We start from the raw sequence: 22,602 nt of genomic DNA, 5'->3' as shown, positions 1-22,602 counted from the left end.
GGGGGTTTCCGGCCTTCTCGGAAGCGACCCGGCCGTGTCGGGGCTGGTTTGACGGCACCGTTCAACGGCTACCGTCTGTAGCCGTGATCCTCGACGATGCCGTGCGGTTGGCCGGCCGAACGGTTTACCGGATCGTCGCCCGCCCACCACGGTACGAGCTGCAGGGCCGCGTCGTGTTCATCACCGGCGCGGCCAGGGGGTTGGGCGCCGAGACGGCGCGCCGTGCGCACGCCCGCGGTGCGCAGGTCGCGCTGGTGGGCCGCAGGTTGGCCCCGCTGCAACAGCTGGCTGACGAATTAGGTTCTCGTGCGGCAGCTTTCGAGGCCGACGTGACCTCCGCGGAGCGGCTCCAACGCGCCGCCGACGATGCCGTGGCCAGGTTCGGTGGCATCGACATCGTGATCGCGAACGCGGGGATCGCGCCGCCGTCGCACACGGTGGCCACGATCGCCCCGGACGATTTCGAGCACACCGTCGACGTCGACCTCCTGGGTCAGTGGCGCACCGTACGGGCCACCCTGCCTGCCGTCATCGAGCGCCGCGGTCACGTCCTGCTGGTCGGGTCGATCTTCGCGTTCTTCAACGAAGTGCTCGCCGCGCCGTACGCGGTGAGCAAGGCCGGCGTGGAGCAACTCGCCCGCACCCTGCGGGTGGAGCTGGCTTCCCACGGTGCCACCGCGGGCATCGCCTACCTGGGCTTTATCGACACCGACCTGGCCGCCGACGCGTTCTCTGACGCCTCGGCCGCCGCGATCCGACAGGCCGTGCCCCGGGTGTTCACCAAGGAGATGACCGCCGCCGAGGCCGCCGACGCGATGCTCGACGCGATCGAGCGGCGCGCGCCGCACGTCAGCGCACCGGCCTGGGTGCGGCCGTTGCGCGCGCTGCGGTCGGTGACCACCGCGGTGATGGACGACGTGCTGCTGCACAACCGCAACGTGCAGGCGGCCATCACCGCGGCTGAAGACGGTGCGCGACAGCCTGGTTCGTAGATCAGGCGGCGACGACGGTGGACGTCGCGGTGCCGGACACGACGGTGAGCAGTTCGGGGATCGTGAACTCGCCCCAGCCGACGTTCACCGGTCCGCGCGCGGTCCCCAACCACGGCACCACGCCCGGATCGGGCACGACGTCGAGGTGGTAGGCCTGGATGCCCGGCAGGTGGTACTGGAAGAAGTTGCCGAAGAAGTCGGCCAGGAAGATCAGGTTCCTGATGGGGCCGGTGTGCCAGAGTGTCGCCGCGTTCAGCAGAGGCGTCATGGCCGCCGGATCGCCGATCAGCACGATGTTGCCGTAGTGCGGCTTGCTGCCGCCGCCCGGGACGTACGGCGGCAGGAGCGGCTGCAGGCCCGGCAGGTCGGTCGCCATGAACCCTGCAGGATCGCCGTAGGTGATGATGTTGACGAACATCGAGTCCCGGCCGTTTCCGTCGACGGTGGTGTTCATCCCCGGCGCCTCGAAGCTGACGCCGGGAAGGCCGAGCTGCTGGGCGACGTACTGGGCTTCCCAGCCGCCGAGTGAGTGCCCGGTGACGAAGATGTCGTCCGCGTCGTAACCCTGGCTTTCCGCGGCGGCCTGCACCCGCTTGGCGAAGCGCAGCGCGTCGTAGAACGCGCGCGGAGTCTTCGAGGTGAAGACGACCTGTAGGTCGGTGAACAGCTGCGCCCCGGCGATGAGCGGGTTGAACAGCAGGTTGGTGCCGCCGGTGGTGCCCTGGTAGGCGATGACGACCTGCCCCTCGGGGGTCACCCATGCGCGCGCGGCCATCCCGGACAGGATGTTGGCCGACGCGAGTTGAAAGCCGTTGACGGTGAACGGAACCAGGCCCTCTGGTGTGGTCCCGAGCCCGTATCCGGATGCCGACGCGTTGAGGAACTGCGCCACGGTCGGTGTCTCGCCGGTCGGGGGGCCGTCGTAGGTCACCGCCGGAATCGGAGGTTGCGGCGGGGGTGTCCGGTCCAGGCGGAACAACTTCTCGCCCTCGCGGAAGACTGCGAACAGCAGATCGTTGATCGGCGGAATGATCTTGATCGGCGGCTGCGGCCCGCTTGTGGACGACGTGATGTCGAGGACCTGGAGCACGGTGTTGATCAGGCGCCCGGGCAGCTGTACCAGCTTGCCCAGGGGAGAGAGCGGCTGCGGCACCGGGATCTCGGCGGTGGACGGTTCGGTGACCGCGGCGGCGACGGTCGGTTCCGACACAGCCGGCGGCTGGACCTCGCGGTCGGTGTGGACGAGGCGCAGACGACGCGGGGTCTTCTCGGGGGCCGCAGCACCGTCGGGAGTTTCAGCAACGTCGGGAGTGGCGGCCGACTCGTCGGTTGCCGCGCTGCGGGCTCGGCGCTCCTCTGCCTTCTCCTGCAGCCGCGCGAGCAGGGGGCGACGGGTGTCGCGCTCGTGCCCGTCGGCGTCACTGTCGGTGTCGTCGCGACGCCACCGCGGTCGCGTCACCTCGTCGCTGTCGCTGGGCCTGGTGGCGCCGGCCGTCGACTCCGACGTCGGCTTGTCGTCCGTGTCTTTGGGCGATGAGCTCGGCGGCGGGGTCACGGAGTGGGCGGCGGAGGTGTCGGAGTCCGCGCTGGCCGGGTCCGCCCACGCGACGGCCGGCGACGGCAGTGCGGCAAATCCCGCGCAGAACGTCGCGGCGGCGACAGCCGATCGAATGCGCGAGCGTCTGTGCGCCCGCTGTACCGAGTCCCGTCCAGCAATCACCGCGAACCGCCTGTCTTCACCAATCGTGACCGTGACAACATACGTTGTCCTGTGAGCCCAGTCACACGGCAGGCTGGGCGATGCGTCGCCCGACGACGAAACCAGGGTGGCTGGAGATGGTTTTTGGGATAGCTCAAAGCCCGGGCTTGACCGACCGGGTGCTCGAGCGGACCCAGTCTGCGCGGGGGAGCCGTCGACGGCGGCGATCACACCGGTTAACGCTTCCGGCGTGCCACAGGGACGTTACACTGCCGTCAATTGCCGAACGTGACGGCTGTTCGGTACCGGGTTGATCCAACTCGTCGGGGGTGATCTTGAAAATGATTCGACAGCATCATTTTTCACATGTCGAAGCGCCTGCACGGCGTGAGGCGAGCACGCCGGTCGATCGGAACCGCCAGGGCGCCGCGGGTACGCCGGCCGAGGTCGGTGCCCGCCGGACGGCGAGCGTGCGCGGCTCCGCCTGGGTCGGCCGGGCCGGCGCACTCGCAGTCGCGCTCGGCATCGGTGCGGCCATCGCCTCCACACCCTGCGTCGCATTTGCTGACTCCGGCGGTTCCGAGGCTGACGGCTTGACGTCGCAGAGCGCGTCGAGCACGTCGACGACGACACGTGCGCGCGTCGGCGCGACCCGGGATCGCGCGACCGAAACCCGCGACGAGGCCCGCGAGGAGGCCCGTCAATCGCGGCGAAAGGCGGCCACCCGCGAGGAGCGCCGGGAGACCAGCCGCCGGACGCGCGAGGCACGTGACTCGGACGTCGAACAGGCACCTCGGTCGCAGGGGTCGACGGAGCGGGTGCGGATGTGGTTGTCGCCTCGAGCGCTCCGGGACCGGTCGGGGTCCGTGGGTGAGGACCCGGTCTCGCCCGCGGTGATGCCGCTCGTGTGGGGCGCGGCGCTGACCTCTCGGCGCGATGCGTTGGCCGAGAAGGTCCAACTCTTCGGGGCCAGCGTCCAACGGATGAGCCTGCAGCTGCAGGCGGTGACAAAGGGTGGCAAGCCGAGCCCGTCGATCACCGTGGGCTTCCCGCAGGGCACCACCTACCTCACCGAGGGCGACAGCGGACCACACGTCGAGCAGGTGACGGTCCAGTTGTCCGGTGCGTCCAAGACGGCGGTGACCGTCGGGTACACGGTGTCCGGCTACACCGGGACCGGGTACAGGGCCACGGCGGGCACGGACTTCGTCGCAGCCACGGGTTCTGTGGTCTTCGCGCCCGGCCAGACGTCGGCGACGATCCCGATCACCGTCGTCGGTGACACGACCTACGAGCCGGACGAGATCGTCCGCGTCGAGTTGACCAGCGCCGTGGGAGCGCTGATCGTGCGAACGGCGGGTTCACTCCTCGGGCAGACCAATGCGGTCATCGCCGACGACGATCCGGCGTCCGGCATCGGCATGACACTTCATCTGCGGGGCGCCGATGCGGCGACGGTCAAGCAGGAGTTCGACCTGATGGCGGCGATGGGCGTGACGTGGGTGCGCATCGACATGGACTGGTCTGCCATCCAACCGACGAAGCGCCGCATGGACTGGTCGCAGACCGACCTCCTCGTCAACGAGGCCGTCGCCCACCAGATGAACGTGCTCGTGATGCTGGGCTTCACGCCTGCGTGGGCACGCTCGTCCGGGACGCAATCGCTGGCGGAGCCGACCCACGCCCGGCCCTCGGACCTCGCCGACTTCGCGAAGTTCGCGCAGCTCGCCGCGCAGCGGTACGCGCCACTAGGGGTGAGTTCCTGGGAGGTCTGGAACGAACCGAACACCGAGAAGTTCTGGCCCACCATGCCCGATGCCGACGAGTACGGGCGCTTGTTCAGGGCCGCCGCGACGGCGATCCGCGGGGTCGATCCGCGCTCGACCTTGCTCATCGGCGGTCTCAGCCCGCAGTACGACGGCCAGGTGGGGGAGGTACCTCCTGCCACCTACCTGGAGCAGCTCTACGCGAACGGGACCGCTCAGCTCGCCGACGCGATCGCCGTTCACCCCTACAGCTATCCGTATCTGTCGATGGACCCTGCCCAGCCTCAGGAGGGCGGCTTCTACGATCTGCCCGCGTTTCAGGCCGTCATGGCCAGCCATGGAGACGGTGACAAGCAGGTCTGGATCACCGAATTCGGCGCGCCGACAGGCACGAGCGTCAACGCCGTCTCCGAGCAGCAGCAGACAGCCATCATGCTCGGGGCCCGCGATCAGGTCGCGCTCTGGGATTGGGCCGGGCCGTTGATCTATTACGAATTGGTCGACGGCGGGACGAATCCGGCCGACGGCGAGCAGAACTTCGGTGTGCTCCGTGCCGACCTCACGCTCAAGGCCGTCGCCCGGGCGTTGATGGACGCGGCGGCGGTTCGGCTGTGATCCAGGTGCCCGCTCGCATCACCTCAGTCACCGTCAGCTGATCGTCGAGCACCACCAGGTCGGCGGCCGACCCGGCGGCGAGTTCGGCGCTGGGCAGCCCCAGCGCCGCAGCGGGATTCACCGACGCCTGCGCCACCGCGGCCTGGAGGGCCTCGTCGCGCGGGATGTCGCTGTAGCGGACAGCACTCCGAAGCACCTGGTCCATCGTGGCCGTGCTGCCGGCGATGGTGTCGCTTCCCGCGACCCGGGCCACCCCGTCGACCACATCGACCGCCAACGGGCCGAGGTCGTAGCGTCCGTCCGGCATACCGGTCGCCGCCATCGCGTCGGTGATCAGGGAGATACGGTCGTATCCAACAGTTTTCGTGACCAGGCGGTAGATCGCAGGATCGAGGTGCACCCCGTCGGTGATCAGTTCGACGGTGACGCGTGGATCCTCGAGCAGTGCGGTGATCGGGCCCGGTTCGCGGCGGTCGATCGGGCGCATGGCGTTGAACAGGTGGGTGCCGACCGTCGCGCCGGCGTCGATCGCGGCCCGCGTCTGCGTGTAGGTGGCCTCGGTGTGCCCGACCGCGACCACCACTCCGGCGGCGGTGAGCTGCTCGATCGCGGCGATCGCCCCGGCGCGCTCCGGGGCGAGGGTGACCATCCGGATCGCACCGTCTGCGGCCTCGAGGACGGCGTCGATCTCGGCCGGTTCGGGATCGCGCATCAAAGCCGGTTGATGCGCACCGCAGCGATGCGGTGACAGCCACGGGCCCTCCAGGTGTATCCCGTCGAGCAGCCCCGAGCGGACGTCGCGGGCCAACGTCCCGACCTGCCGGAGCAGGTCATCGCGATCGGCGGTGACCAGCGATGCGACCAGAGTGGTGCTCCCGTGGCTGCGGTGGACGGCGACCGCTGTAGCGGTCTGTTCCGGGTCGGCCGCGGAGAAGTTCGCACCGCCGCCGCCGTGCAGGTGGGAGTCGACGAACCCCGGGACCACGGTGACCGCGCCGAGGTCGCGGTCCACCGACACGGGTGGCTCGCCTTCGCCGACCGCGCGGATAGAACTGTCGACGACGTCGATCCATCCGGGCTGCAACGACTTTCGCCCCGTCAGGACGGTGTCGGCGCGCAGCAGCACCTCAGATGCCCTGCCAGTTGGGTTTGCTTCGATACGTCTCGCGGTAGTAGTCGACGAGTTGCAGCCGCCGCGCGGCCGCGTCGTCGAGCAGCACGGTCACGTGCGGATGGTGCTGCAGCACGGTCGCGGGCCACATCGCGCTGACCGCCCCTTCGACCAGGTGGTGCACGGCCTCGGCCTTGCCGCGTCCCGTCGCCACCAGCACGATGTGCCGCGCCTCCGAGATGGTGCCCAACCCCTGCGTCAGGCAGTGCGTGGGCACCGCGTCGACGTCGTCGTCGAAGAATCGGGCATTGTCGAGACGGGTCTGCTGGGTCAGCGTTTTGATCCGGGTGCGCGAGGCGAGCGACGATCCAGGCTCGTTGAACCCGATGTGTCCGTCGGTGCCGATCCCGAGGATCTGCAGATCCACCCCGCCGGCGGCACGAATCGCCTCCTCGTAGGCCGCGCACGCGGCCGGGATGTCGGCGGCCAGGCCGTCCGGGCCCTGCACGGCACCGTCAGCGAAATCCACGCGGGAGGCGAACACCGCGTCGATGACGGTGCGATAGCGTTCGGGATGATCTGCGGGCAGGCCGACGTATTCGTCGAGCGTGAAGCCCCTGGCCTGCCGGAACGAGAGCTTGCCCGCCTCGTGTCGGGCCACCAGTTCGTCGTAGATGCTCAGGGGCGAGGACCCGGTGGCCAATCCGAGAACCGCATCGGGTGTGCGTTCGAGCAACGCCGATATCGCGTCGGCGCCGACGCGCCCGATATCGGTGCGATCCTGCAGGACAACGACTTCCATCAGGTGCCGGCCGTGAACAGGCCGTCGCCCGACGCGAGCACCGCGCCTTCGAGGACCGCCTCGCCGGGCGTGACGTTGTCCGGCTCCCGCTCGTCCATCACCACAACGGGCACAATGGGATTCAGGCCCTTGGCCACGATTGTCGGGACGTCATAGGTGATCACGGTTTGGCCGGCGGTGACCTCGTCACCTTGGCTCACGTGGGTGGTGAAGCCTTCCCCGTCGAGCGCCACGGTGTCCAGTCCGAGATGGACCAGGACACCGACGTTGTCGGCGGTCATGATCACGTACGCGTGCGGCATCAGCTTGAGTAGCTTGCCGGTCACCGGAGCGACCGCCTCGATCACCTCGTGTGGCGGGTCCACCGCCGCCCCGTAGCCGACCATGCCCGCCGAGAACACCGGATCGGGTACGTCGGAGAGGGGGACTGCGCGGCCCTGAACAGGGGCGAGGACGGATGTGGGGCTCACTGGCGCGACTCCTTTTGTCGATCGGATGAAAGCCGATCGCACCAAGAATAGGCTTGCAGAACTTGCGCACGGGCACGAAACCGGCGAGAAGGAAGGCTGACCTGTGACGGATCGATCTGCGAAACCACAAGAAGCGCAGAAGAAGTCAGGTATGCGGATACCCGGATTCGCCCAGTTGCAGCGTCTGGGCAAGAGCCTCATGCTGCCGATCGCGGTACTGCCCGCTGCCGGGATCCTGCTGCGCCTCGGGCAGCCGGATCTGCTGGGCCGGATCGAGACCCCTGTCATCGGGGCCTTCTTCAAGGCGATGAGCGCGGCTGGTGACGCGTTGTTCACGAATCTGCCGCTGCTGTTCGCGGTCGGTGTCGCCATCGGGTTCGCGAAGAAGGCTGACGGTTCGACCGCGCTCTCGGCAGTCGTCGGGTACCTGGTGGTGCAGGCGGTGTTCAAGACGATGTCGCCGATCGTGCTGGCCGGCGAGGTCGACAAATCCGGCGAGCAGGCGCTGATCAACTACAGCGTGTTCGCCGGCATCGTCGTCGGGTTGCTCACGGCCTGGTTGTTCGACCGCTACCACACGATCGAATTGCCCTCGTATCTCGGCTTCTTCGGCGGCAGACGCTTCGTCCCGATCGTCGTCTCGCTGGCGTGTCTGTTCCTCGCGTTCGCGATGAGCTACTTCTACCCGATCTTCGACGCGGGGTTGACCGGCCTCGGCGAGTTCATCGGCGGTTCCGGAGCAATCGGTGCGTTCGTCTACGGTTTCGCCAACCGCATGCTGATCCCGTTGGGACTGCACCACATTCCGAACTCCTACATCTGGTTCCTCTACGGCGACTACCAGACCCCGGGCGGGGAGAACGTCACCGGCGAGCTCACTCGATTCGCTGCCGGAGATCCGACCGCGGGCATCCTCACGTCAGGCTTCTACCCGATTCTGATGTTCGGTCTGCCCGCTGCGGCGTTGGCGATGATCCACGTCGCGAACAAGAAGCAGCGAAAGGTGGCGGTCGGCATCCTGTCGGCAGCCGCCCTGACCGCCTTCCTCACCGGCGTGACCGAACCGCTGGAGTTCGCGTTCATGTTCGTCGCGTTCCCGCTCTACGTCATCCACGCCGTCCTGACCGGTCTGTCGCTGGCGATCGCGTACCTGCTCGATATCCATCTGGGGTTCTCGTTCTCGGCCGGCCTGATCGACCTGCTGCTCTACGGCACGGCACCGGCTGCGAAGAACATCCCGCTGCTGATCGGGATGGGCGTGGTGTTCTTTGTCGTCTACTACCTGCTGTTCCGGTTCGCGATCGTGAAGTTCAACATGCGCACCACGGGACGTGAGCCGGATGCCGAGTTCGAGGCCGAGGAGCAGGCGAACCTGGAAGCCGGCGCGGACGGAGCGACGACGACGGCGGTGGCCGCGCCGGCCCAGACCACCGCGAAGACCAAGACCGAGGAGCTGATCGCCGCGTTCGGCGGTCGCGAGAACCTGGTGAACGTCGACGCGTGCATCACCCGGCTGCGCATGGAGGTCGCCGACAAGTCGAAGGTGGACCAGGGCCGTCTCAAAGCGCTCGGCGCCGCCGGCGTCATCGAGGTGGGCAACAACGTGCAGGCGGTGTTCGGCACTCAGTCCGAAGCGCTGAAGAACGACATCCGCGAGGCCTTGTAGTTGGTCAGCCGACCTTCTGCAGTTGGAACGGGCTCTGGGTGACGATGCCGCCGGCGCAGCCGTAGTTCGAGTCCGACGACACCATGCCGCCGAGGGTCACGGGGTCGATCGACATCGACACCACGGCCGGTTCGTAGTGGCCGTCGTCGCAGGTGAGGCCGCCCGGTTTGGAGACCGTGAAGTCCCAGCGGCCGTTGGTGAAAGTGGTCGGCGCCGTCCACCCCTGGTTGCTGGACACGGTGCCGGTGCAGCCGGCGGGGCTGCAGCTGGTGGCGATGGTCCAGACGTTGTACGGGTCACCATCGGTGGAGCCGTAGGTGCCGTTGAGCAGCGCGGGATCGGCGGAGGCGGAGCCGGCGAGGGCCACGGCGACCACTGCCGGTGCGGCGACGGCGGCCATCGGCCGGAGAAGTGTGCAGAAAACCCTTGCCATAGTGACTCGCAATGTACGGCCTGGTCAGGGCGCGAAGCGGTAGGCGGAATCGGTTGTATCCGTTGTGTCGCCGAACCGAGATCTGATGCGGTACCGGATCACCGTGAGCGGCGATCCGGTACCGCTGGTGATCAGAGCGGAATCCAGAGCCCGAAGAACCAGAATCCCCACGCGTGGAAGCCCGGGTCGAAGATCGGAGTCACGCGGTGCCCCCAGTAGTCGAAGGGCGGCGGCGGAGGTCCCCACGGCGGGGGAAGTGGGCCGTGCGGTGGTGGCGGCGGAGGCGGACCCCAGCCCCACGGTGCCGGGCCGTCACCCCATGGCGGTCGGTGACCGCGCCACCCTGGACCCTCCGGCGGACCCCAGTCCGGAGGCGGTGGGGGACCCCAGTTCGGGGGTGGTGGCGGCGGGGGTGGCCCACCCGGGGGCCCCGGCCAGCCGGGTCCGCCCGGCCCGCCCGGCGGCGGCGGGGGAGGTGGCTCATGCCAGCCTGGGCCGGGTCCGGGTCCGCCCGGCTGCGCCATCGCCGGCGCGGCACCCAGGCCGAGGACAGCAGCGCCGATCCCGGCAGTCACTGCAGCGCATGTGACGAATGATTTCGCCTTCATCCAGTGCTCCTTGTATCGAGATTCCCCGACGCCTCCGCGAGGGTAGGTATCGACCTTGGAGACGGGCTGCGCAGACGCTGGGCACTGGCTGCCGCTGGTGACGCGCGAGTAAGTCGTGGGCATGTGGAAGGCTTCGGCGGAGGGAGTCGCCGCTTCATCGCGGATTCGGGTGCGCGGGAAGGGGCGGTCGATGTCAGACCAGGTGGGGCATGACGTTGGGCATGAGGATGCCTTCCAGCTGAGGCAGCTGATCGATCGACTGCCGTCCATGGTGGCCTACTGGGACGCCAACCTGTGCAATGTGATCGCCAACAACGCGCACGCGCAGTTCTTCGCGAAGACCCCCACCGAGATCCGCGGCCGCCATATCTTCGAATTGCTGGTTGGCGAGCTGGGTGAGACCAGCCGACCGTATGTCGAGGCGGCGATGAGCGGCCACGATCAGGTCTTCGAGAAGACTCTCACCGACGGGCACGGTGTCACCCGTCATGTGCAAGCGTCGTACCTGCCCGAGATCGTCGACGGGCAGGTGCACGGCCTCTACGTCGAGGTCGCCGACGTCACCAAGCGGGTCGAGGCCGAACGAGCCCGAGACGAGGCGCAACGACTGCTCCACATCAGCAGGGAGAACGCACCTTTCGGCGAGGCGATGTTCACCACGGCCGGGCACGCGCTGTATATCAACCCTTCGCTGTGTCAGATGTTGCGCGTTTCGCGCGATGAGGCAGAAGGCGCGCACTATCTCGACGGGGTGCATCCCGATGATCGGGCGACCGCCGAAGAGCAGTGGCGTCAGCTCGTCGAGCGTTCGGTACCAAGGATTTTCGCCGAGTCCCGCTATCGTCGCCGCGACGGCGCCACCATCTGGATCGAATGCCACGCCGTGCTGGTGCCTGCCGCGCACGGTGGTGCCGATGTCGTGCTGGGTCAGTACCAGGACGTCACGGACCGCAAATCGGCCGACGCCGAATTCGCGCGGTTGGCCGTGACGGATCAACTCACCGGCTTGCACAACAGGCATTCGTTGGTAGCCGAGATCGCCGAGCGTCGCGACGCTGAACCGTCGGCGCCCGTGGGGATCGTCTTCGCCGACCTGGACGGGTTCAAACGCATCAACGACATGCACGGACACGCGGCCGGCGACGCGGTCTTGCAGACCGCAGCCCGTCGACTGGCCGAGGCCGTTGCACCCCACTCGGCGTACCGGCTCGGCGGAGACGAGTTCGTCGTCCTGGTCACCGATTCCGTCACCGACGAGCTCGTCTCGCAGTTGGCGTCGCGGGTGGGAGCCGCGTTGAGCGGAAGTCATCACCTCGACCGCGGCGAGGTGAGCGTGACGGCATCGGTGGGATGGACCCGTAACCCGCCCTGCGACATCGGCGAGCTGATCCGTGAAGCCGACATCGACATGTATCGGCACAAGGCGCGGCGCAGGACCCTGCCCGAGGAGCTGTGAGCCCGACCGGCCCTCGGCTCACTGCTGCGCACCGGCGATGATGATGACGTGACCGGCATCGACACCCGTGCTGCGGATCGCTGGTTTCTCGATCGAGGCCTGCCGTCTGTACTGACTCCGCGCGGACGGTTCACTGCGGTGTGGCCACGCTCGGCACCCGCGCTGATGGCCTTCGCGGTGCTCGCAGTCAGCAGGCTGGTGATCTACTGGCTCACCGGCGATTCCTACGTCTCCATCGATGCGATCGATCTGACCACTGTCGAGCGAGTGGCGCTCGTGGTGCTCGCACTCGCGGTCCCCGTGGCGGCGATCGCGGGCTGGCGGACCGCCCGTCTGAATGCAGACCGGCCCCAGTCGATCGTCTCGGCCGTGGCGTCCGCCGTGGCCATCGTCTGCGACATCCTCCAGCGTGACGTGCTGTCGGTTTTCCTGACCTGCGGTGTCATCATCGCGATCCTGGCGTTGACGGTGACCGGGGTGGGCTCTGTGCTCGGCTGGGCGTCTCGGCTGACGTGGGCGCAGCTGCGCGCTGTCGGCGCACTGATGATCGGTCTGCTGCCGGTGGTCCTGCTGATCGTGCTCGTCTTCTTCAACACCTATGTGTGGATCATGTCGGCCACGATCACCCCGAAGCGGCTCGGGCTTCTGGTGGCGATCTTAGTGTCGATCGCGGTGACGTTCGTCGTATCGCGCACGATCGAGCGGGCGCGGCCGACGCTCGAGTCGGCGAGTGCGTCTGCGCGGCACAAGGAGAGGTTGGCCGGAACGCCGTTCGAGAGGATGGCCGATCCGCCGCAGGCCGACCCCCTGACCCGGGGTGAACGATGGAACGAGGTGTTCATCCTCGCGGCCAGCCAGATCGCGCAGATCTTGACGGTGTCGCTGGTGTCCTCGGGCGTGTTCTTCGTCATCGGGCTGGTGGTGCTCAGCCCGGAACTGCTCGATCGGTGGGCCCACGGTGGCCGGCCCGACGCGGAGATCTTCGGCATGGTCGTTCCCGTGCCGCAGTCCTTGCTGAACATGACGGTGTTCTTGGCTGCGCTGACGTTCATGTACATCTCGGCGCGCGTGGTGAGCGACTCGGAGTACCGGCAGACCTTCCTCGAACCGCTGATCGACGACCTGAAGCTGACGATGGTCGCGCGCAGCCGCTACCGCTACAACTACCCGGCGAGTGTGTCGCACGACTGAGCCCCAGCGACCGGCTTATTGAATATGAATTCAAAAATGCTCTAGGGTGAAGTCTGCCGGGTCCGCACGGGGTGTGCCTCGGTGGAAGGGGCGCAGGGCCGTGAGTCGCGAGGATCTGACCGTTGCCGATTACGTCGTCGTCGGCGCCGGGTCGGCAGGCTCGATCATCGCCTCCCGATTGGCGTCCGCGGGCGCGACCGTCGTGGTCGTCGAAGCGGGGGGAACCGACCGACGCCCCGACGTCTATCTGCCGTTCGGCATCGTGTCGCTCTTCGCGACCGCGAACTGGAAGTATCCGACCGCGCCCGACTCGAGCAAGGGAGGGCGCCGCACGGCGTTCGCCGCGGGGCGCGTCGTGGGCGGTAGCGGATCGATCAACGCCATGGTGTTCAACCGCGGCCGCGCAACGGACTTCGACTCCTGGGCGTCGTCGGGTGCGACCGGATGGTCCTACGCGGATGTGTTGCCGCACTTCCGATCCCTCGAGCAATGGGTGGGCGGTTCCGACGACTTCCGTGGCGCCTCGGGTCCGATCAGAGTGTCCTGGTGCGGGCACGACCACGAGCTCGATTCCGCGTTCATCACCGCGGCGCACGAGGCTGGGCACGCGAACAATCCCGACCAGAACGGCCGCAGCCAGATCGGCGTCGCCCGTTGCCAGGTCAATCAGTGGCGCGGCCTTCGGTACTCGTCCGCGCGGGGGTATCTGCGGGAGTTGCCCAAGGAACAGCGTCCCCGCGTGATGACGCGGACCAGGGCCAGCCGGATCGTGGTGGAATCAGGTCGAGCGGTCGGGGTGGACTGCGGCCGATGGACGATACGAGCCCGCGAAGCAGTCATCCTGAGTGCGGGTGCGATAGGGACGCCGGCGCTGTTGCTGAACTCCGGGATCGGGCCGGGTGGTGCGGTGGTGGATCTGCCCGGCGTCGGCGAGAACTTGCAGGATCACCTTGTGGTGACTCAACATTGGGATTCGCGGGTCCCCACGTTGAACACCCTGGGGCCGGTGGACGCCACGCGCGGGCTGGTTTCCCTGGCGCGGCACGGCACCGGGCCGATGACGACGACGCCGTTCGAGGCGCAGCTGTTCACCGACCAGTTCCAGGTGGCGATCAGCCCCGTGCGTTACGTCCTCGACCCGGTCCGCGGTCGGGCCGCCGTGAAGCGTCGTGACGCATTCACCGTGTACACGGTGTTGCTGCATCCGGAAGCGCGCGGCCGTGTCAGCGTGAGGGACGGCGAACCGCTCGTCGAATTGTCGCGACTGTCACGACAATCCGATGTCGCACAGCTGATGGAGGGCGCGGCGATGACCCGCGACATCATCGAGGCGCAACCAGCGATGCGCGGCCTGGTAGGGGCACGCCTGGAAGACTCTGCCACCGACGACGTCGCGTGGCTGGCCGAGACGGAGAGCAGCATCTACCACGCTGTAGGCACCTGTCGCATGGGTATCGACGAGGGCTCGGTCGTGGACCCGCAGCTGCGGGTGCACGGTGTCGACGGTTTGCGTGTCGTCGATGCGTCGGTCATGCCGACCATCACCGCGGGGAACACGAACGCGCCGACGATGATGATCGCCCACCGCGCAGCGGAGTTGATGCTGCAGAGGTGAACGAGAGGTCTCAGACGATGTTGACGTGGTCCAGCACTGTGGCTGCGTAGCTCTCGTCGCCCGAGACGTCGACCGCGCGGTCGCGCCACGCACAGCGCTGTGTCGCCCACTCGGGAAATGCTCTGACGTCGGCCATGATTCGGGTGTCTGTGCCGTGGGAATCTGCGATGCGCACTCCGTCGCGGCTGATCGTCCACGCTCCGCCGCCGTCGCCGCGCAGCTCCACTGTGACAGGGCGCGTCAGCCACGACGGTCGCGCTGACGTCAGCTGGTTGTGGAGCACCGCCAGCATCCATTCGACGACGACGCCCATCCGATTGGCATCTGTGCCCGGATCGGGCAGGTCGAGCGCCGGGAGGATGTCATGGCGCAGGTGGGTGTGGTGATCGAAAGCCATTGCTCCACCGAGAACGAGAGCCGCGGGAAAGCTACCGAGTTCGGCCAGCGGCATGGGTGTGCGGGAGAACGGCGTGCGGGAGATCGCCGCCGTCAGCGTCACCACCCGGGAGCTCCAGGTTCGGTACTCGTTCAGGACATCTGCGGTGGGCCAGGACCGGCGCTCCGCTACGAAGTCATCGTTCGTCGCCTCGATATCGTTGCTGCGCAACAGCTTCAGTGCCGACGGGGTGAAGATACCGTGACAGCCGGACCCCATGTGCGCGACGACATCGCGCACAGTCCAGCCCTGAGCCTTGCTGTCGGTGAGCCACTGCGATTCAAAGAGGTGTTCACACACCTCCAGCAAGGCGGTGCGTTCGGCTCTCAGCGCTGCGGCGCGGTCGAGTCGCGCCGTCGTCAGATGTGGCCTGCTCATTCTCGTCATTCTGGCTCAGGCGCCGAGGTGAAGACCGGGGCGGGTGCCGGCGGGTCGCTCAGGAGCGCGGGCAGCACGAATGTTCGCAGGTAGCGGCGCGTCGTCGGCGGATCGGTGGAATTCGGGATGACGCCCATGAGCAACGTGATCGCAGTGGTGACAAGGAATTGCGCGAGATCCTCGGGTCGCAAGCCGTCGCGCAGTCCGTCGCGATCGACGTCGAGCGAATTGACGAACGCGGCGATCAGCTCCGCGAGTGAGCGGTCGTGGGCGATCAGCTGCGCGATGGTGCCGTCCTCGGTGTGCTCCGACAACGTCTGCAGCAGGGGATCTTCGACGAGCTCGGTCGCCACGATGACCAGACTCTCGACCAGCATGTCGGCCAGGCCCGCACCCTCGGGAAGGCGGGCCACGATCTCCTGCTGATGCCCTCGCGTCTTGCGGGCCACCAGCTCCTCGAGCAGCCGTTGGCGATTTGGGAAATGGCGGTACATCGCGGCGCGCGAGTACCCGGCCTCGCGTGCGATGAGCTCCATGGTCGAGGCCTGGAACCCGCGCGCCAGGATCGACCGCTCCGCGGCATCCATCAACACGGTGCGGGCCTGATCAGCGGAATTGCCCCCGCCGACAGGACGCCCACGGGCTCGGCGCGGAGGTGCCGCAGCGGCGGCGTCGGGGGGTGTGCTCATCGTGGCGTCCTTCGAGCGACCAGTATGCCCGACCGCCTTGCCTTGCCGAGGTCGTAGCCCTATAAATATACGTATACTGCCTTGTGTCTATTTAAGGAGTGCGGACGTGGATCGACGTACGACGGCTGCGGTGACGCTCGGTGTTCTGGCCGCACCGATGTCAGCCGCCCTGTTCCTGGGCATCGGTGTCGCGGCGGCCGAGCCGGACGCACACGGCGGGCAGGCGACGGTCAGCTCTGCGAGCGACTCAGGACCCCGGGCCGGATCGCTGCCACGGACCCGTCGCGCGGAACGGTCTGACGCAGATCAACGCCGGCCACAATGGCGCCCTCGGCAACGGGCGGCCGACGCCCAGGATCCTGTGGTTCCCGATGCGCGACGCGCGGTCCGCTCGACGCGGCAGGGATCGCCGCGCGAGGACGCACCGGTGCGCCGCTGGAGGAATCGTGCGGATGCGGATCGGTTGGTGCTGCGCGAGATGACGCCGCCGGTGGAAAGAGTTGCGCCGTCGGTTGCGCGGGCCCAGGTCGACGACGACGGGCCGCTGCCGAGCCCGCCTCGGCGCACCCGCCTGCTCAACGTCGTGGGATCGCTGGTGCTCAACAGCCTCGTCGGTCTGATCCACCTCGCCGACGGGCCGCCCGTCCTCCCGCCGAACAGCACGGTCACCGTGCGGACGTCGAGCCTGACGCTGCCCATCGGCATGGGGCGGTCCGTGCAGGCCGACTGGTACTTCCCGGAAGACGCCGACGACTCCTCGCGGCTGATCTACTTCCAGCACGGATTCCTCGCCAGCGGGCCGATCTACAGCTACACCATCGCGCGTCTGGCCGAGCGCACCGACAGCATCGTCGTGGCGCCGTCTCTGTCGTCGAACTTCTTCTCCCCGTCGGCAGAGTGGGTGGGCGGCTCGACCGTCCAACGCGCCGTCGCCGACCTGTTCGTCGGCGATCGTCGCGCACTCACTGAAAGTGCCTCTGCAGCAGCAGGATACGAGTTCACCCTGCCGCAGAAGTTCGTCCTCGTCGGACACTCGGCGGGCGGCACGCTGGTGACCAGCGTTGCCGGCTTCCTCGCCGACAACGGCGCGATCGACGACCTGCAGGGCATCGTGATGCTCGACGGTGTCGAACCCGCCGGCTCACCGTTCGTCAACAATGCACTGTCGAAGCTGCGCGGAACCGACTACCGACCCATCTATCTGATCTCGTCGGACCGCTACTTCTGGAGCCGGAACGGGGACATGGCCGACAAACTCCAGCTCGCACGGCCTGACGACTTCAACGGGGTTCACCTCGTCGGCGGTCGGCACATCGATTACATGCTGGGCGGCAACAAGATCATTCAATTCGCCGAGTACCTCACCGCGGGCTTCTCGAAGCCCCAGAACATCGCGGCGGCTGAAATTCTGATGGCCGGTTGGGTGAACGACCTGTTCTCTGTGACGACCTCGCAAGGCATCTACGGCCAGCCCGGACAGGAGATTCCGATCCCGACGTCTGCCGGCACCGCCAACGCCGTGGTCCTACCCCTGGGATATCCGGCACGGCCCGTGTGGAACCCGGTGCTCGAGGCGGTGCTGACCGCGATCCTCGACTTCGGCGGCCGCAACTGGTTCGTCTACGAGCCACTGCCGGGCCACGAGGTGCCGGTCGGTGCACCGGCGTCGCTCTAAATCAGAGTTGACGCCGTCTCGGTGGCCTGCCGCGCACCGGGCTGGCGCGTCTGGGTGATGAAGCCGCGAACGCCGCTGGCTTTGGCCTGGGCCTTCAGTGCCTGGTACTCCTCGGGGGTGACGACGGGGTCGCGGCTGAGGATGAAACCACTTCGACCGGTGGGATCGGTGACGATCGCATACTCGTAGTCGTCACCCAAATCGACGATCCAGTAATTGCCGGGGGCCTTGTCCGAGGGCGGTCCGAAAAAGGTGACGTTCAGTTTGGCGTTGGTGTCGTCCACCGGTGAGGCCGTGCCGTTGATCGTCGACTTCGGTCCCTTGTTGAAAAAGTAGTTGCCGGAGTTGACGACCTTGATGGTCCCGTCGGCGTTGAGGCTGTACTCGGCTGTGGTGTTGACCAGGCCGACCGAGAAGAACTGCTTCACGCTGCCCACCTCGTACCAGGTGCCGAGGTACTGGTCGACATCGACCGACGGCACGGTCTCAGGTGGTGTCCTCACCGCGGTCGGCCGGGTCGCGGCGGCACTGAGCGCGGCGAGTGCATTAGCGATCGGGCCGTTCGCGGGTTCCGGCGGTGCGGAATCGTCGGCGGATGTCGGGCGGGAAGTGTTTTGCCGCAACGGCTTTGACTCTCTCACAGAGTCGTCGGCCGGCGTTCGGGCCGCGACGCGCTCGGCTCGTCGTTCAGCCCGATCAGCCGCGCGTTCGGTCTGCCTGGCGACTCTTTCGGCACGCCGCGCGTCGCGACGGTCTTTCGCCGTGGACGCGCGCTCGCTGGACTGGCTCGCGCTGTGGGCGGAATCCGTGCCGCCGGTGTCGGCGGTGGCGGTCCCTGCTCCGAGACCGAGGGCCATACTCGCACCCGCGGCGCAGGTGACGAGGGACAGCTGCCAGCGGCGGTGCGTGATCATGGTCAGGGCTGTAACCGCCCGTCCGCCGCGACAAACGGTTGTGACGGGGTCGTCAGAATTGGGTCGGGCCATGTGTCGTGAGAGAGCCGATGACGGGAATCGAACCCGCGTATTCAGCTTGGGAAGCTGATGTTCTGCCATTGAACTACATCGGCCGTGTTTCGAAGGGCAAGGCTAACACGCGCGAAACCACGCCTGGTGTGCACTCGAGCGCACACCAGGCGAGGTCGTCACGTCAGATCAGAGGGCGACGCTCACCGGCAGCGGTGTGATCGGCGCCTGCACCGAAACCGTGGTCGTCGCGCCGCTCGAATCGGTGGCGGTGACCACGAACGTGTCCTCCGGCGGTGTAGTGCTGAAGCGTCCCGGCCCCGTCGAGTAGAAGCTTTGAGGGAGCCCCAATGGCTCGTCGTAAAAGTAGGTGGTTACGACGATCGAGACCTGCTCTCCGGCAACCAGATCCAGGCTCACCTCCGGGCAGAGGCTTGCACTGCCGCCGCAGCCGGTCACGGCGACGGCGTGTACGCGGCTGTCGTCGTTGAGGACCGCGGCGTTCGTCTCCGGTGAATTGGGGTCGAACGTTCCGCGGTACACGATCATCACCGTGTCCACCGGCGCCTGCGCCTGCCCCAGCGTGTACGTCTGCGTGGCGGTCGCGGTGAAGAACGTCGCGACGTAGTTCCGTGTGGCGCCCCGTTGGGTGAGTTGCGCGACCTGCGTGAGTCCGCCCGGGATACTGCTGAACGTGCCCTGGGTGACCTGCGACGGGTCGGTGAGGTTGATCGTCCCGCCGGTCGTCCCGCCGCTGACCGCCGCTCGCGCGTCGTCCGTCGGTGTGTAGACGAACGCGCCCGTGTTCGGATCGATCGTCACCGTGCCGTACGGCGTGTTGAGCGGAGCGCTGTAGGTGATGCTCCCACCGTCAGGGTCTGTCGCGGTCACTGAGCCCAGCACCGCTCCTGACGTCGGGTCGGCACTGCTGGTGTTCACGCCCGTGATCACGGGCGCGTCGTCGACATTGGCGACGTTCACCGTCACCGTCGCCGGCTCGCTCGAGAACGTTCCATCCGTCGCCGTGTAGACGAACGAGTCGACGCCGAAGAAGTTGGCGTTCGGCGTGTAGGTGAAGGTGCCGTCCGCGTTGAGGACGAGCGTGCCGTGGGCCGGCTGGCTGAACGCATCGACACTCAACGTCCCGCCGCCCGAGGTGTTGACATCGTTGCCCAGCAACGATCCCGGGAAGAACGTCAGCGTGGTGTCTTCGGTGGCCTCCAAGGTGTCGTCGGTGGCCACCGGCCCGTCGTCGACGGCGGCGACGTTGATGGTCACCGTGGCCAGCGCGCTGGTCGTGGTGCCGTCGGACACCGTGTAGGTGAACGTGTCGGTGCCGTTGAAGTTGGCGTTGGGTGTGTACGTGTATGTGCCGTTGGCATTTTGGACGAGGGTGCCGTTGGCCGGCGCCGTACCGATGACCACTGTCAACGTGTCGCCGTCGGCATCGGTGTCGTTGCCGAGCAACGCTCCGGGTGTGAACGTCAGCGGGGTGTCCTCGGTGGCCTCCAGTGTGTCGTTGGTAGCCGCAGGTGTGTCGTTGACCGCGGCGACGGTGATCGTCACCGTGGCCAGCGCGCTGGTCGTGGTGCCGTCGGACACCGTGTAGGTGAAGGAGTCGGTGCCGTTGAAGTTCGCGTTGGGCGTGTAGGTGTATGTGCCGTTGGCGTTTTGGACGAGAGTGCCGTTGGCGGGTGCGGTTCCGATGACCACCGTGAGTGTGTCGCCGTCGGCGTCGGTGTCGTTGCCTAACAGGACGTCCTGCGGGAAGGTGACGGATGCGTCTTCCGTGGCTTCCACCGCGTCGTTGTTCGCGACGGGTTCGTCGTTGACGGCGTTGACGGTGACAGTGACTGTCGCGGTGACGCTTTCGGTGCCGTCGGTGACGGTGTAGGTGAAGGTGTCGGTGCCGAAGAAGTCCGCATCGGGGTTGTAGCTGATGGTGCCGTCGCGGTTGATCCACACATCACCGTGTTCGGGCTGGGTGTAGCCCTCGACGGACAGTTCGTCACCGTCGACGTCGGTGTCGTTGGCCAGCAGGTCGGCAGGGTTGACGATCAGTAGGCCGTCCTCGTCGACGGACACGGCGTCGTCGGTCGCGACAGGTGCGTCGTTGACGGCGTTGACTGTGACAGTCACTGTCGCCGTGGCGCTTTCGGTGCCGTCGGTGACGGTGTAGGTGAATGTGTCGGTGCCGGTGTAGTCGTCGTCCGGGTTGTAGCTGATGGTGCCGTCGCGGTTGATCCACAGGTCACCGTGCTCGGGCTGGGTGTAGCCGTCGATGCTGAGGTTGTCACGGTCGACGTCGGTGTCGTTGGCCAGCAGGTCTGCCGGGTTGACGATGAGCAGGCCGTCCTCGTCGACGGACACGGCGTCGTCGGTGGCGACGGGTGCGTCGTTGACGGGGTTCACGGTGACGGTGACGGTGGCGGAGGTCGTCTTCGTGCCATCGGTGACGGTGTAGGTGAAGGTGTCGGTGCCGGTGAAGTCGTCGTCGGGGGTGTAGCTGATGGTGCCGTCGCGGTTGATCCAGAGGTCGCCGTGTTCAGGCTGGGAGTAGCCGTCGATGGACAGGTCGTCACCGTCGGGGTCGCTGTCGTTGGCCAGCAGGTCGGCCGGGTTGACGATGACAAGGCCGTCTTCGTCGACAGAGACGCTGTCGTTGCCGGCCACAGGTGCCCTGTCGGTCGGTGCGACGACCACCTTGATGATCGCCCAGTCGCTGTGCCCGCCGAACAGGCCGTGGAGATGGACATCGTCGCTGTTGTAGTCGGACACCCGGACCAGGAAGCGATCGCGACCGCCGGTCAGCGCGAACTCGTTGTCCGCGTCATAGGTGAACGTTCCGGTCGTCGGGTCGACGGTGACGGTGCCATGCCGGGGCCCGAACCACTTGCCGCGCGCCACCCGATAGGTCAGCGGGTCGCCGTCTGCATCGGTGCCGCCGAACGCGATCGGGGCGCTGACGTCGTCGTACTCGTCGAGAGTGACGTCTACCTGCTGGTTGTCCAGCACGGGCCGGCGGTTGAACAGGGTCCGCCGCGACTCCCGGCCGGCTGCACTCAGCATCGTCCACAGTCCGGTGCCTGCGGGGGAGTCGGGCGCCGGCGCTGCGGGTTCGTCGAGCTCGACGACCTCCGTCTCGGCCACGACGTGTGGCGTTGTCACCGCCGATGTCACCACCGACGTCGCGATGAGGGTCCGTGTCGCCACGGGTGTGCGGAGGGGAGCCCTCGGGGCGCTCTCTGCCTGCGTGACGTCCGCGGTGGGGGCTGCGACGGCAGGGGCCTCGGTCCCGCGGACCTCGACGTCGCCCTCGTCGTCCGTTCTGGTCGTCCGTGAGGGCGCGGATGGCTTCTGGAGCTTGTTGCGTCGTTGGGTCCGCGGCGACGCGTCGTCAGCCTCTGCGTCATCAGTCTTCGCGCTCTCGGCGGAGCTACCGTCCGCGGTGTCCGGGGCCTTCACCTGGGGCGGCGCATCGTCTGTGTCGCTGTCACTCTTGGCGGAGCCGCGCTTGCCGCGCTTGGACGTCGACGAGCCGGATGGTGAGGCATCCGGCCGCGAAACCGACTGGCTGCCCGACGACGAACTGTCGGATGCGGAGTCGCTGTCAGCCCAGGCGACGCCGGTGGCGGCGCTGGCCATCGCAAACCCAACTCCCATTGCAACAGCTAATGCGCCAACCCTACCGATGTGCGTGCCGTGGGCGAGCGCGGCCGGCGTTGTCCTCGTGTGGCGATCAGCAGATCGAACGTCCATGACTGAAATCCCCCAATTTCCGGCCCGGAGTTGGTATTTGAGGCACAACGGTGGAACGTTCCGGCACGGTGGCCACCCGGGCAGCAGCGCACTGCGACGAGACGTGGGATAGAAGAGAGACACCAGTCGCCGCGTCCTGCGGCCATCCCCGATAGCAAAACTGATGACGAGGAGCAAGCTAACACGCGCTGACGCTCACGTAAGTGAATCTGCAACAAATATTGGTATAGACGTAATATTTGCTGTGAATTCGCGGGAACGGCCGCGGCGCGATGC

17 protein-coding genes and 1 tRNA gene are annotated in these 22,602 nt (G+C 67.3%); 7 read left to right on the top strand and 11 right to left on the bottom strand.

The genetic code is table 11. The features are described 5' to 3' along the window. The first annotated feature begins 83 nt into the window (after nt 1–83). Complete coding sequence (locus tag PGN37_RS03730; RefSeq protein WP_335329669.1) at nt 84–992, top strand: short-chain dehydrogenase/reductase; 909 nt, start codon at nt 84–86, stop codon at nt 990–992. A 1-nt stretch (nt 993) separates the two neighbouring features. On the opposite strand, the gene PGN37_RS03725 is transcribed toward PGN37_RS03730, so the two are convergent. Beyond that, on the bottom strand, nt 994–2,712 hold the full coding sequence (locus PGN37_RS03725; RefSeq protein WP_335329668.1) for a hypothetical protein: 1,719 nt from the start codon (nt 2,710–2,712) through the stop codon (nt 994–996). A gap of 449 nt (nt 2,713–3,161) precedes the next feature. Between PGN37_RS03725 and PGN37_RS03720 the strand changes: the two genes are divergently transcribed. Beyond that, entirely contained in the window at nt 3,162–5,072 is a 1,911-nt protein-coding gene (locus PGN37_RS03720; RefSeq protein WP_335329667.1) for a cellulase family glycosylhydrolase, read from the top strand. Here the strand turns inward: PGN37_RS03720 and nagA are convergent. The 3 genes from nagA to PGN37_RS03705 are packed head-to-tail and all read right to left on the bottom strand — an operon-like array spanning nt 5,023 to nt 7,455. Continuing rightward, nucleotides 5,023–6,198 carry an N-acetylglucosamine-6-phosphate deacetylase gene (nagA, locus tag PGN37_RS03715; RefSeq protein ID WP_335329666.1) on the bottom strand — a complete coding sequence of 392 codons (1,176 nt, stop codon included), beginning with the start codon at nt 6,196–6,198 and terminating at the stop codon, nt 5,023–5,025. The two genes, PGN37_RS03720 and nagA, sit on opposite strands and share 50 nt — an antisense overlap. Before the next feature lies 1 nt (nt 6,199). Continuing rightward, the gene (gene nagB / locus PGN37_RS03710) at nt 6,200–6,985 is read right to left on the bottom strand and encodes a glucosamine-6-phosphate deaminase (protein ID WP_335329665.1); all 786 of its coding nucleotides are present in this window, start codon (nt 6,983–6,985) and stop codon (nt 6,200–6,202) included. Next, nucleotides 6,985–7,455 (bottom strand): PTS sugar transporter subunit IIA, encoded by a 471-nt coding sequence (locus tag PGN37_RS03705; RefSeq protein ID WP_335329664.1) that lies wholly within the window; start codon nt 7,453–7,455, stop codon nt 6,985–6,987. Before PGN37_RS03705 ends, nagB begins: the two co-directional genes overlap by 1 nt. 151 nt (nt 7,456–7,606) lie before the next feature. On the opposite strand from PGN37_RS03705, the gene PGN37_RS03700 reads away from it, so the two are divergent. Beyond that, the gene (locus PGN37_RS03700) at nt 7,607–9,121 is read left to right on the top strand and encodes a PTS transporter subunit EIIC (protein ID WP_335329663.1); all 1,515 of its coding nucleotides are present in this window, start codon (nt 7,607–7,609) and stop codon (nt 9,119–9,121) included. 4 nt (nt 9,122–9,125) lie between these two features. On the opposite strand, the gene PGN37_RS03695 is transcribed toward PGN37_RS03700, so the two are convergent. Both PGN37_RS03695 and PGN37_RS03690 read right to left on the bottom strand, forming a co-directional pair. Next, nucleotides 9,126–9,554: a hypothetical protein gene (locus PGN37_RS03695; RefSeq protein WP_335329662.1), complete on the bottom strand. Its 429-nt coding sequence runs from the start codon at nt 9,552–9,554 to the stop codon at nt 9,126–9,128. A 131-nt stretch (nt 9,555–9,685) separates the two neighbouring features. Further along, complete coding sequence (locus PGN37_RS03690; protein WP_335329661.1) at nt 9,686–10,162, bottom strand: chitin-binding protein; 477 nt, start codon at nt 10,160–10,162, stop codon at nt 9,686–9,688. Between the two features lie 190 nt (nt 10,163–10,352). On the opposite strand from PGN37_RS03690, the gene PGN37_RS03685 reads away from it, so the two are divergent. From PGN37_RS03685 to PGN37_RS03675, 3 genes are all read left to right on the top strand, one after another. Next, complete coding sequence (locus tag PGN37_RS03685; protein WP_335329660.1) at nt 10,353–11,618, top strand: diguanylate cyclase domain-containing protein; 1,266 nt, start codon at nt 10,353–10,355, stop codon at nt 11,616–11,618. A 48-nt stretch (nt 11,619–11,666) separates the two neighbouring features. Further along, nucleotides 11,667–12,809, top strand: a complete 1,143-nt coding sequence (locus PGN37_RS03680; RefSeq protein ID WP_335329659.1) for a hypothetical protein — start codon at nt 11,667–11,669, stop codon at nt 12,807–12,809. Nucleotides 12,810–12,909: 100 nt separating this feature from the next. Next, on the top strand, nt 12,910–14,424 hold the full coding sequence (locus PGN37_RS03675; RefSeq protein ID WP_335329658.1) for a GMC family oxidoreductase: 1,515 nt from the start codon (nt 12,910–12,912) through the stop codon (nt 14,422–14,424). Between the two features lie 10 nt (nt 14,425–14,434). On the opposite strand, the gene PGN37_RS03670 is transcribed toward PGN37_RS03675, so the two are convergent. Continuing rightward, nucleotides 14,435–15,238, bottom strand: a complete 804-nt coding sequence (locus PGN37_RS03670) for a maleylpyruvate isomerase N-terminal domain-containing protein (protein ID WP_335329657.1) — start codon at nt 15,236–15,238, stop codon at nt 14,435–14,437. A gap of 5 nt (nt 15,239–15,243) precedes the next feature. Continuing rightward, the gene (locus PGN37_RS03665) at nt 15,244–15,927 is read right to left on the bottom strand and encodes a TetR/AcrR family transcriptional regulator (RefSeq protein ID WP_335329656.1); all 684 of its coding nucleotides are present in this window, start codon (nt 15,925–15,927) and stop codon (nt 15,244–15,246) included. Between the two features lie 106 nt (nt 15,928–16,033). Between PGN37_RS03665 and PGN37_RS03660 the strand changes: the two genes are divergently transcribed. Continuing rightward, a complete protein-coding gene (locus PGN37_RS03660; protein WP_335329655.1) occupies nt 16,034–17,602 on the top strand; it encodes an alpha/beta hydrolase in 1,569 nt (522 codons plus the stop codon). Here the strand turns inward: PGN37_RS03660 and PGN37_RS03655 are convergent. The 3 genes from PGN37_RS03655 to PGN37_RS03645 form a co-directional block, all read right to left on the bottom strand. Then, entirely contained in the window at nt 17,599–18,084 is a 486-nt protein-coding gene (locus PGN37_RS03655; RefSeq protein ID WP_335329654.1) for a lipocalin family protein, read from the bottom strand. The genes PGN37_RS03660 and PGN37_RS03655 overlap by 4 nt on opposite strands. Before the next feature lie 516 nt (nt 18,085–18,600). After that, nucleotides 18,601–18,671, bottom strand: a tRNA-Gly gene (locus tag PGN37_RS03650). An 85-nt stretch (nt 18,672–18,756) separates the two neighbouring features. Continuing rightward, the gene (locus tag PGN37_RS03645) at nt 18,757–22,212 is read right to left on the bottom strand and encodes a tandem-95 repeat protein (protein WP_335329653.1); all 3,456 of its coding nucleotides are present in this window, start codon (nt 22,210–22,212) and stop codon (nt 18,757–18,759) included. Between the last annotated feature and the right edge of the window lie 390 nt (nt 22,213–22,602).

It is taken from the genome of Mycobacterium kyogaense (genome assembly GCF_036946525.1).
GTDB classification, from domain to species: domain Bacteria; phylum Actinomycetota; class Actinomycetes; order Mycobacteriales; family Mycobacteriaceae; genus Mycobacterium; species Mycobacterium kyogaense_A.
This window is presented reverse-complemented; position numbering and strand designations above follow the sequence as displayed.

Excerpts from the sequence above, each read along its gene's own strand:
- PGN37_RS03645 (WP_335329653.1), bottom strand. The coding sequence starts at position 22,212 with ATGGCCAGCGCCGCCACCGGCGTCGCCTGGGCTGACAGCGACTCCGCA.
- PGN37_RS03695 (WP_335329662.1), bottom strand. The coding sequence starts at position 9,554 with ATGGCAAGGGTTTTCTGCACACTTCTCCGGCCGATGGCCGCCGTCGCC.
- PGN37_RS03670 (WP_335329657.1), bottom strand. The coding sequence starts at position 15,238 with ATGAGCAGGCCACATCTGACGACGGCGCGACTCGACCGCGCCGCAGCG.
- nagB (WP_335329665.1), bottom strand. The coding sequence starts at position 6,985 with ATGGAAGTCGTTGTCCTGCAGGATCGCACCGATATCGGGCGCGTCGGC.
- PGN37_RS03685 (WP_335329660.1), top strand. The coding sequence starts at position 10,353 with ATGTCAGACCAGGTGGGGCATGACGTTGGGCATGAGGATGCCTTCCAG.
- PGN37_RS03700 (WP_335329663.1), top strand. The coding sequence starts at position 7,607 with ATGCGGATACCCGGATTCGCCCAGTTGCAGCGTCTGGGCAAGAGCCTC.
- PGN37_RS03690 (WP_335329661.1), bottom strand. The coding sequence starts at position 10,162 with ATGAAGGCGAAATCATTCGTCACATGCGCTGCAGTGACTGCCGGGATC.
- PGN37_RS03665 (WP_335329656.1), bottom strand. The coding sequence starts at position 15,927 with ATGAGCACACCCCCCGACGCCGCCGCTGCGGCACCTCCGCGCCGAGCC.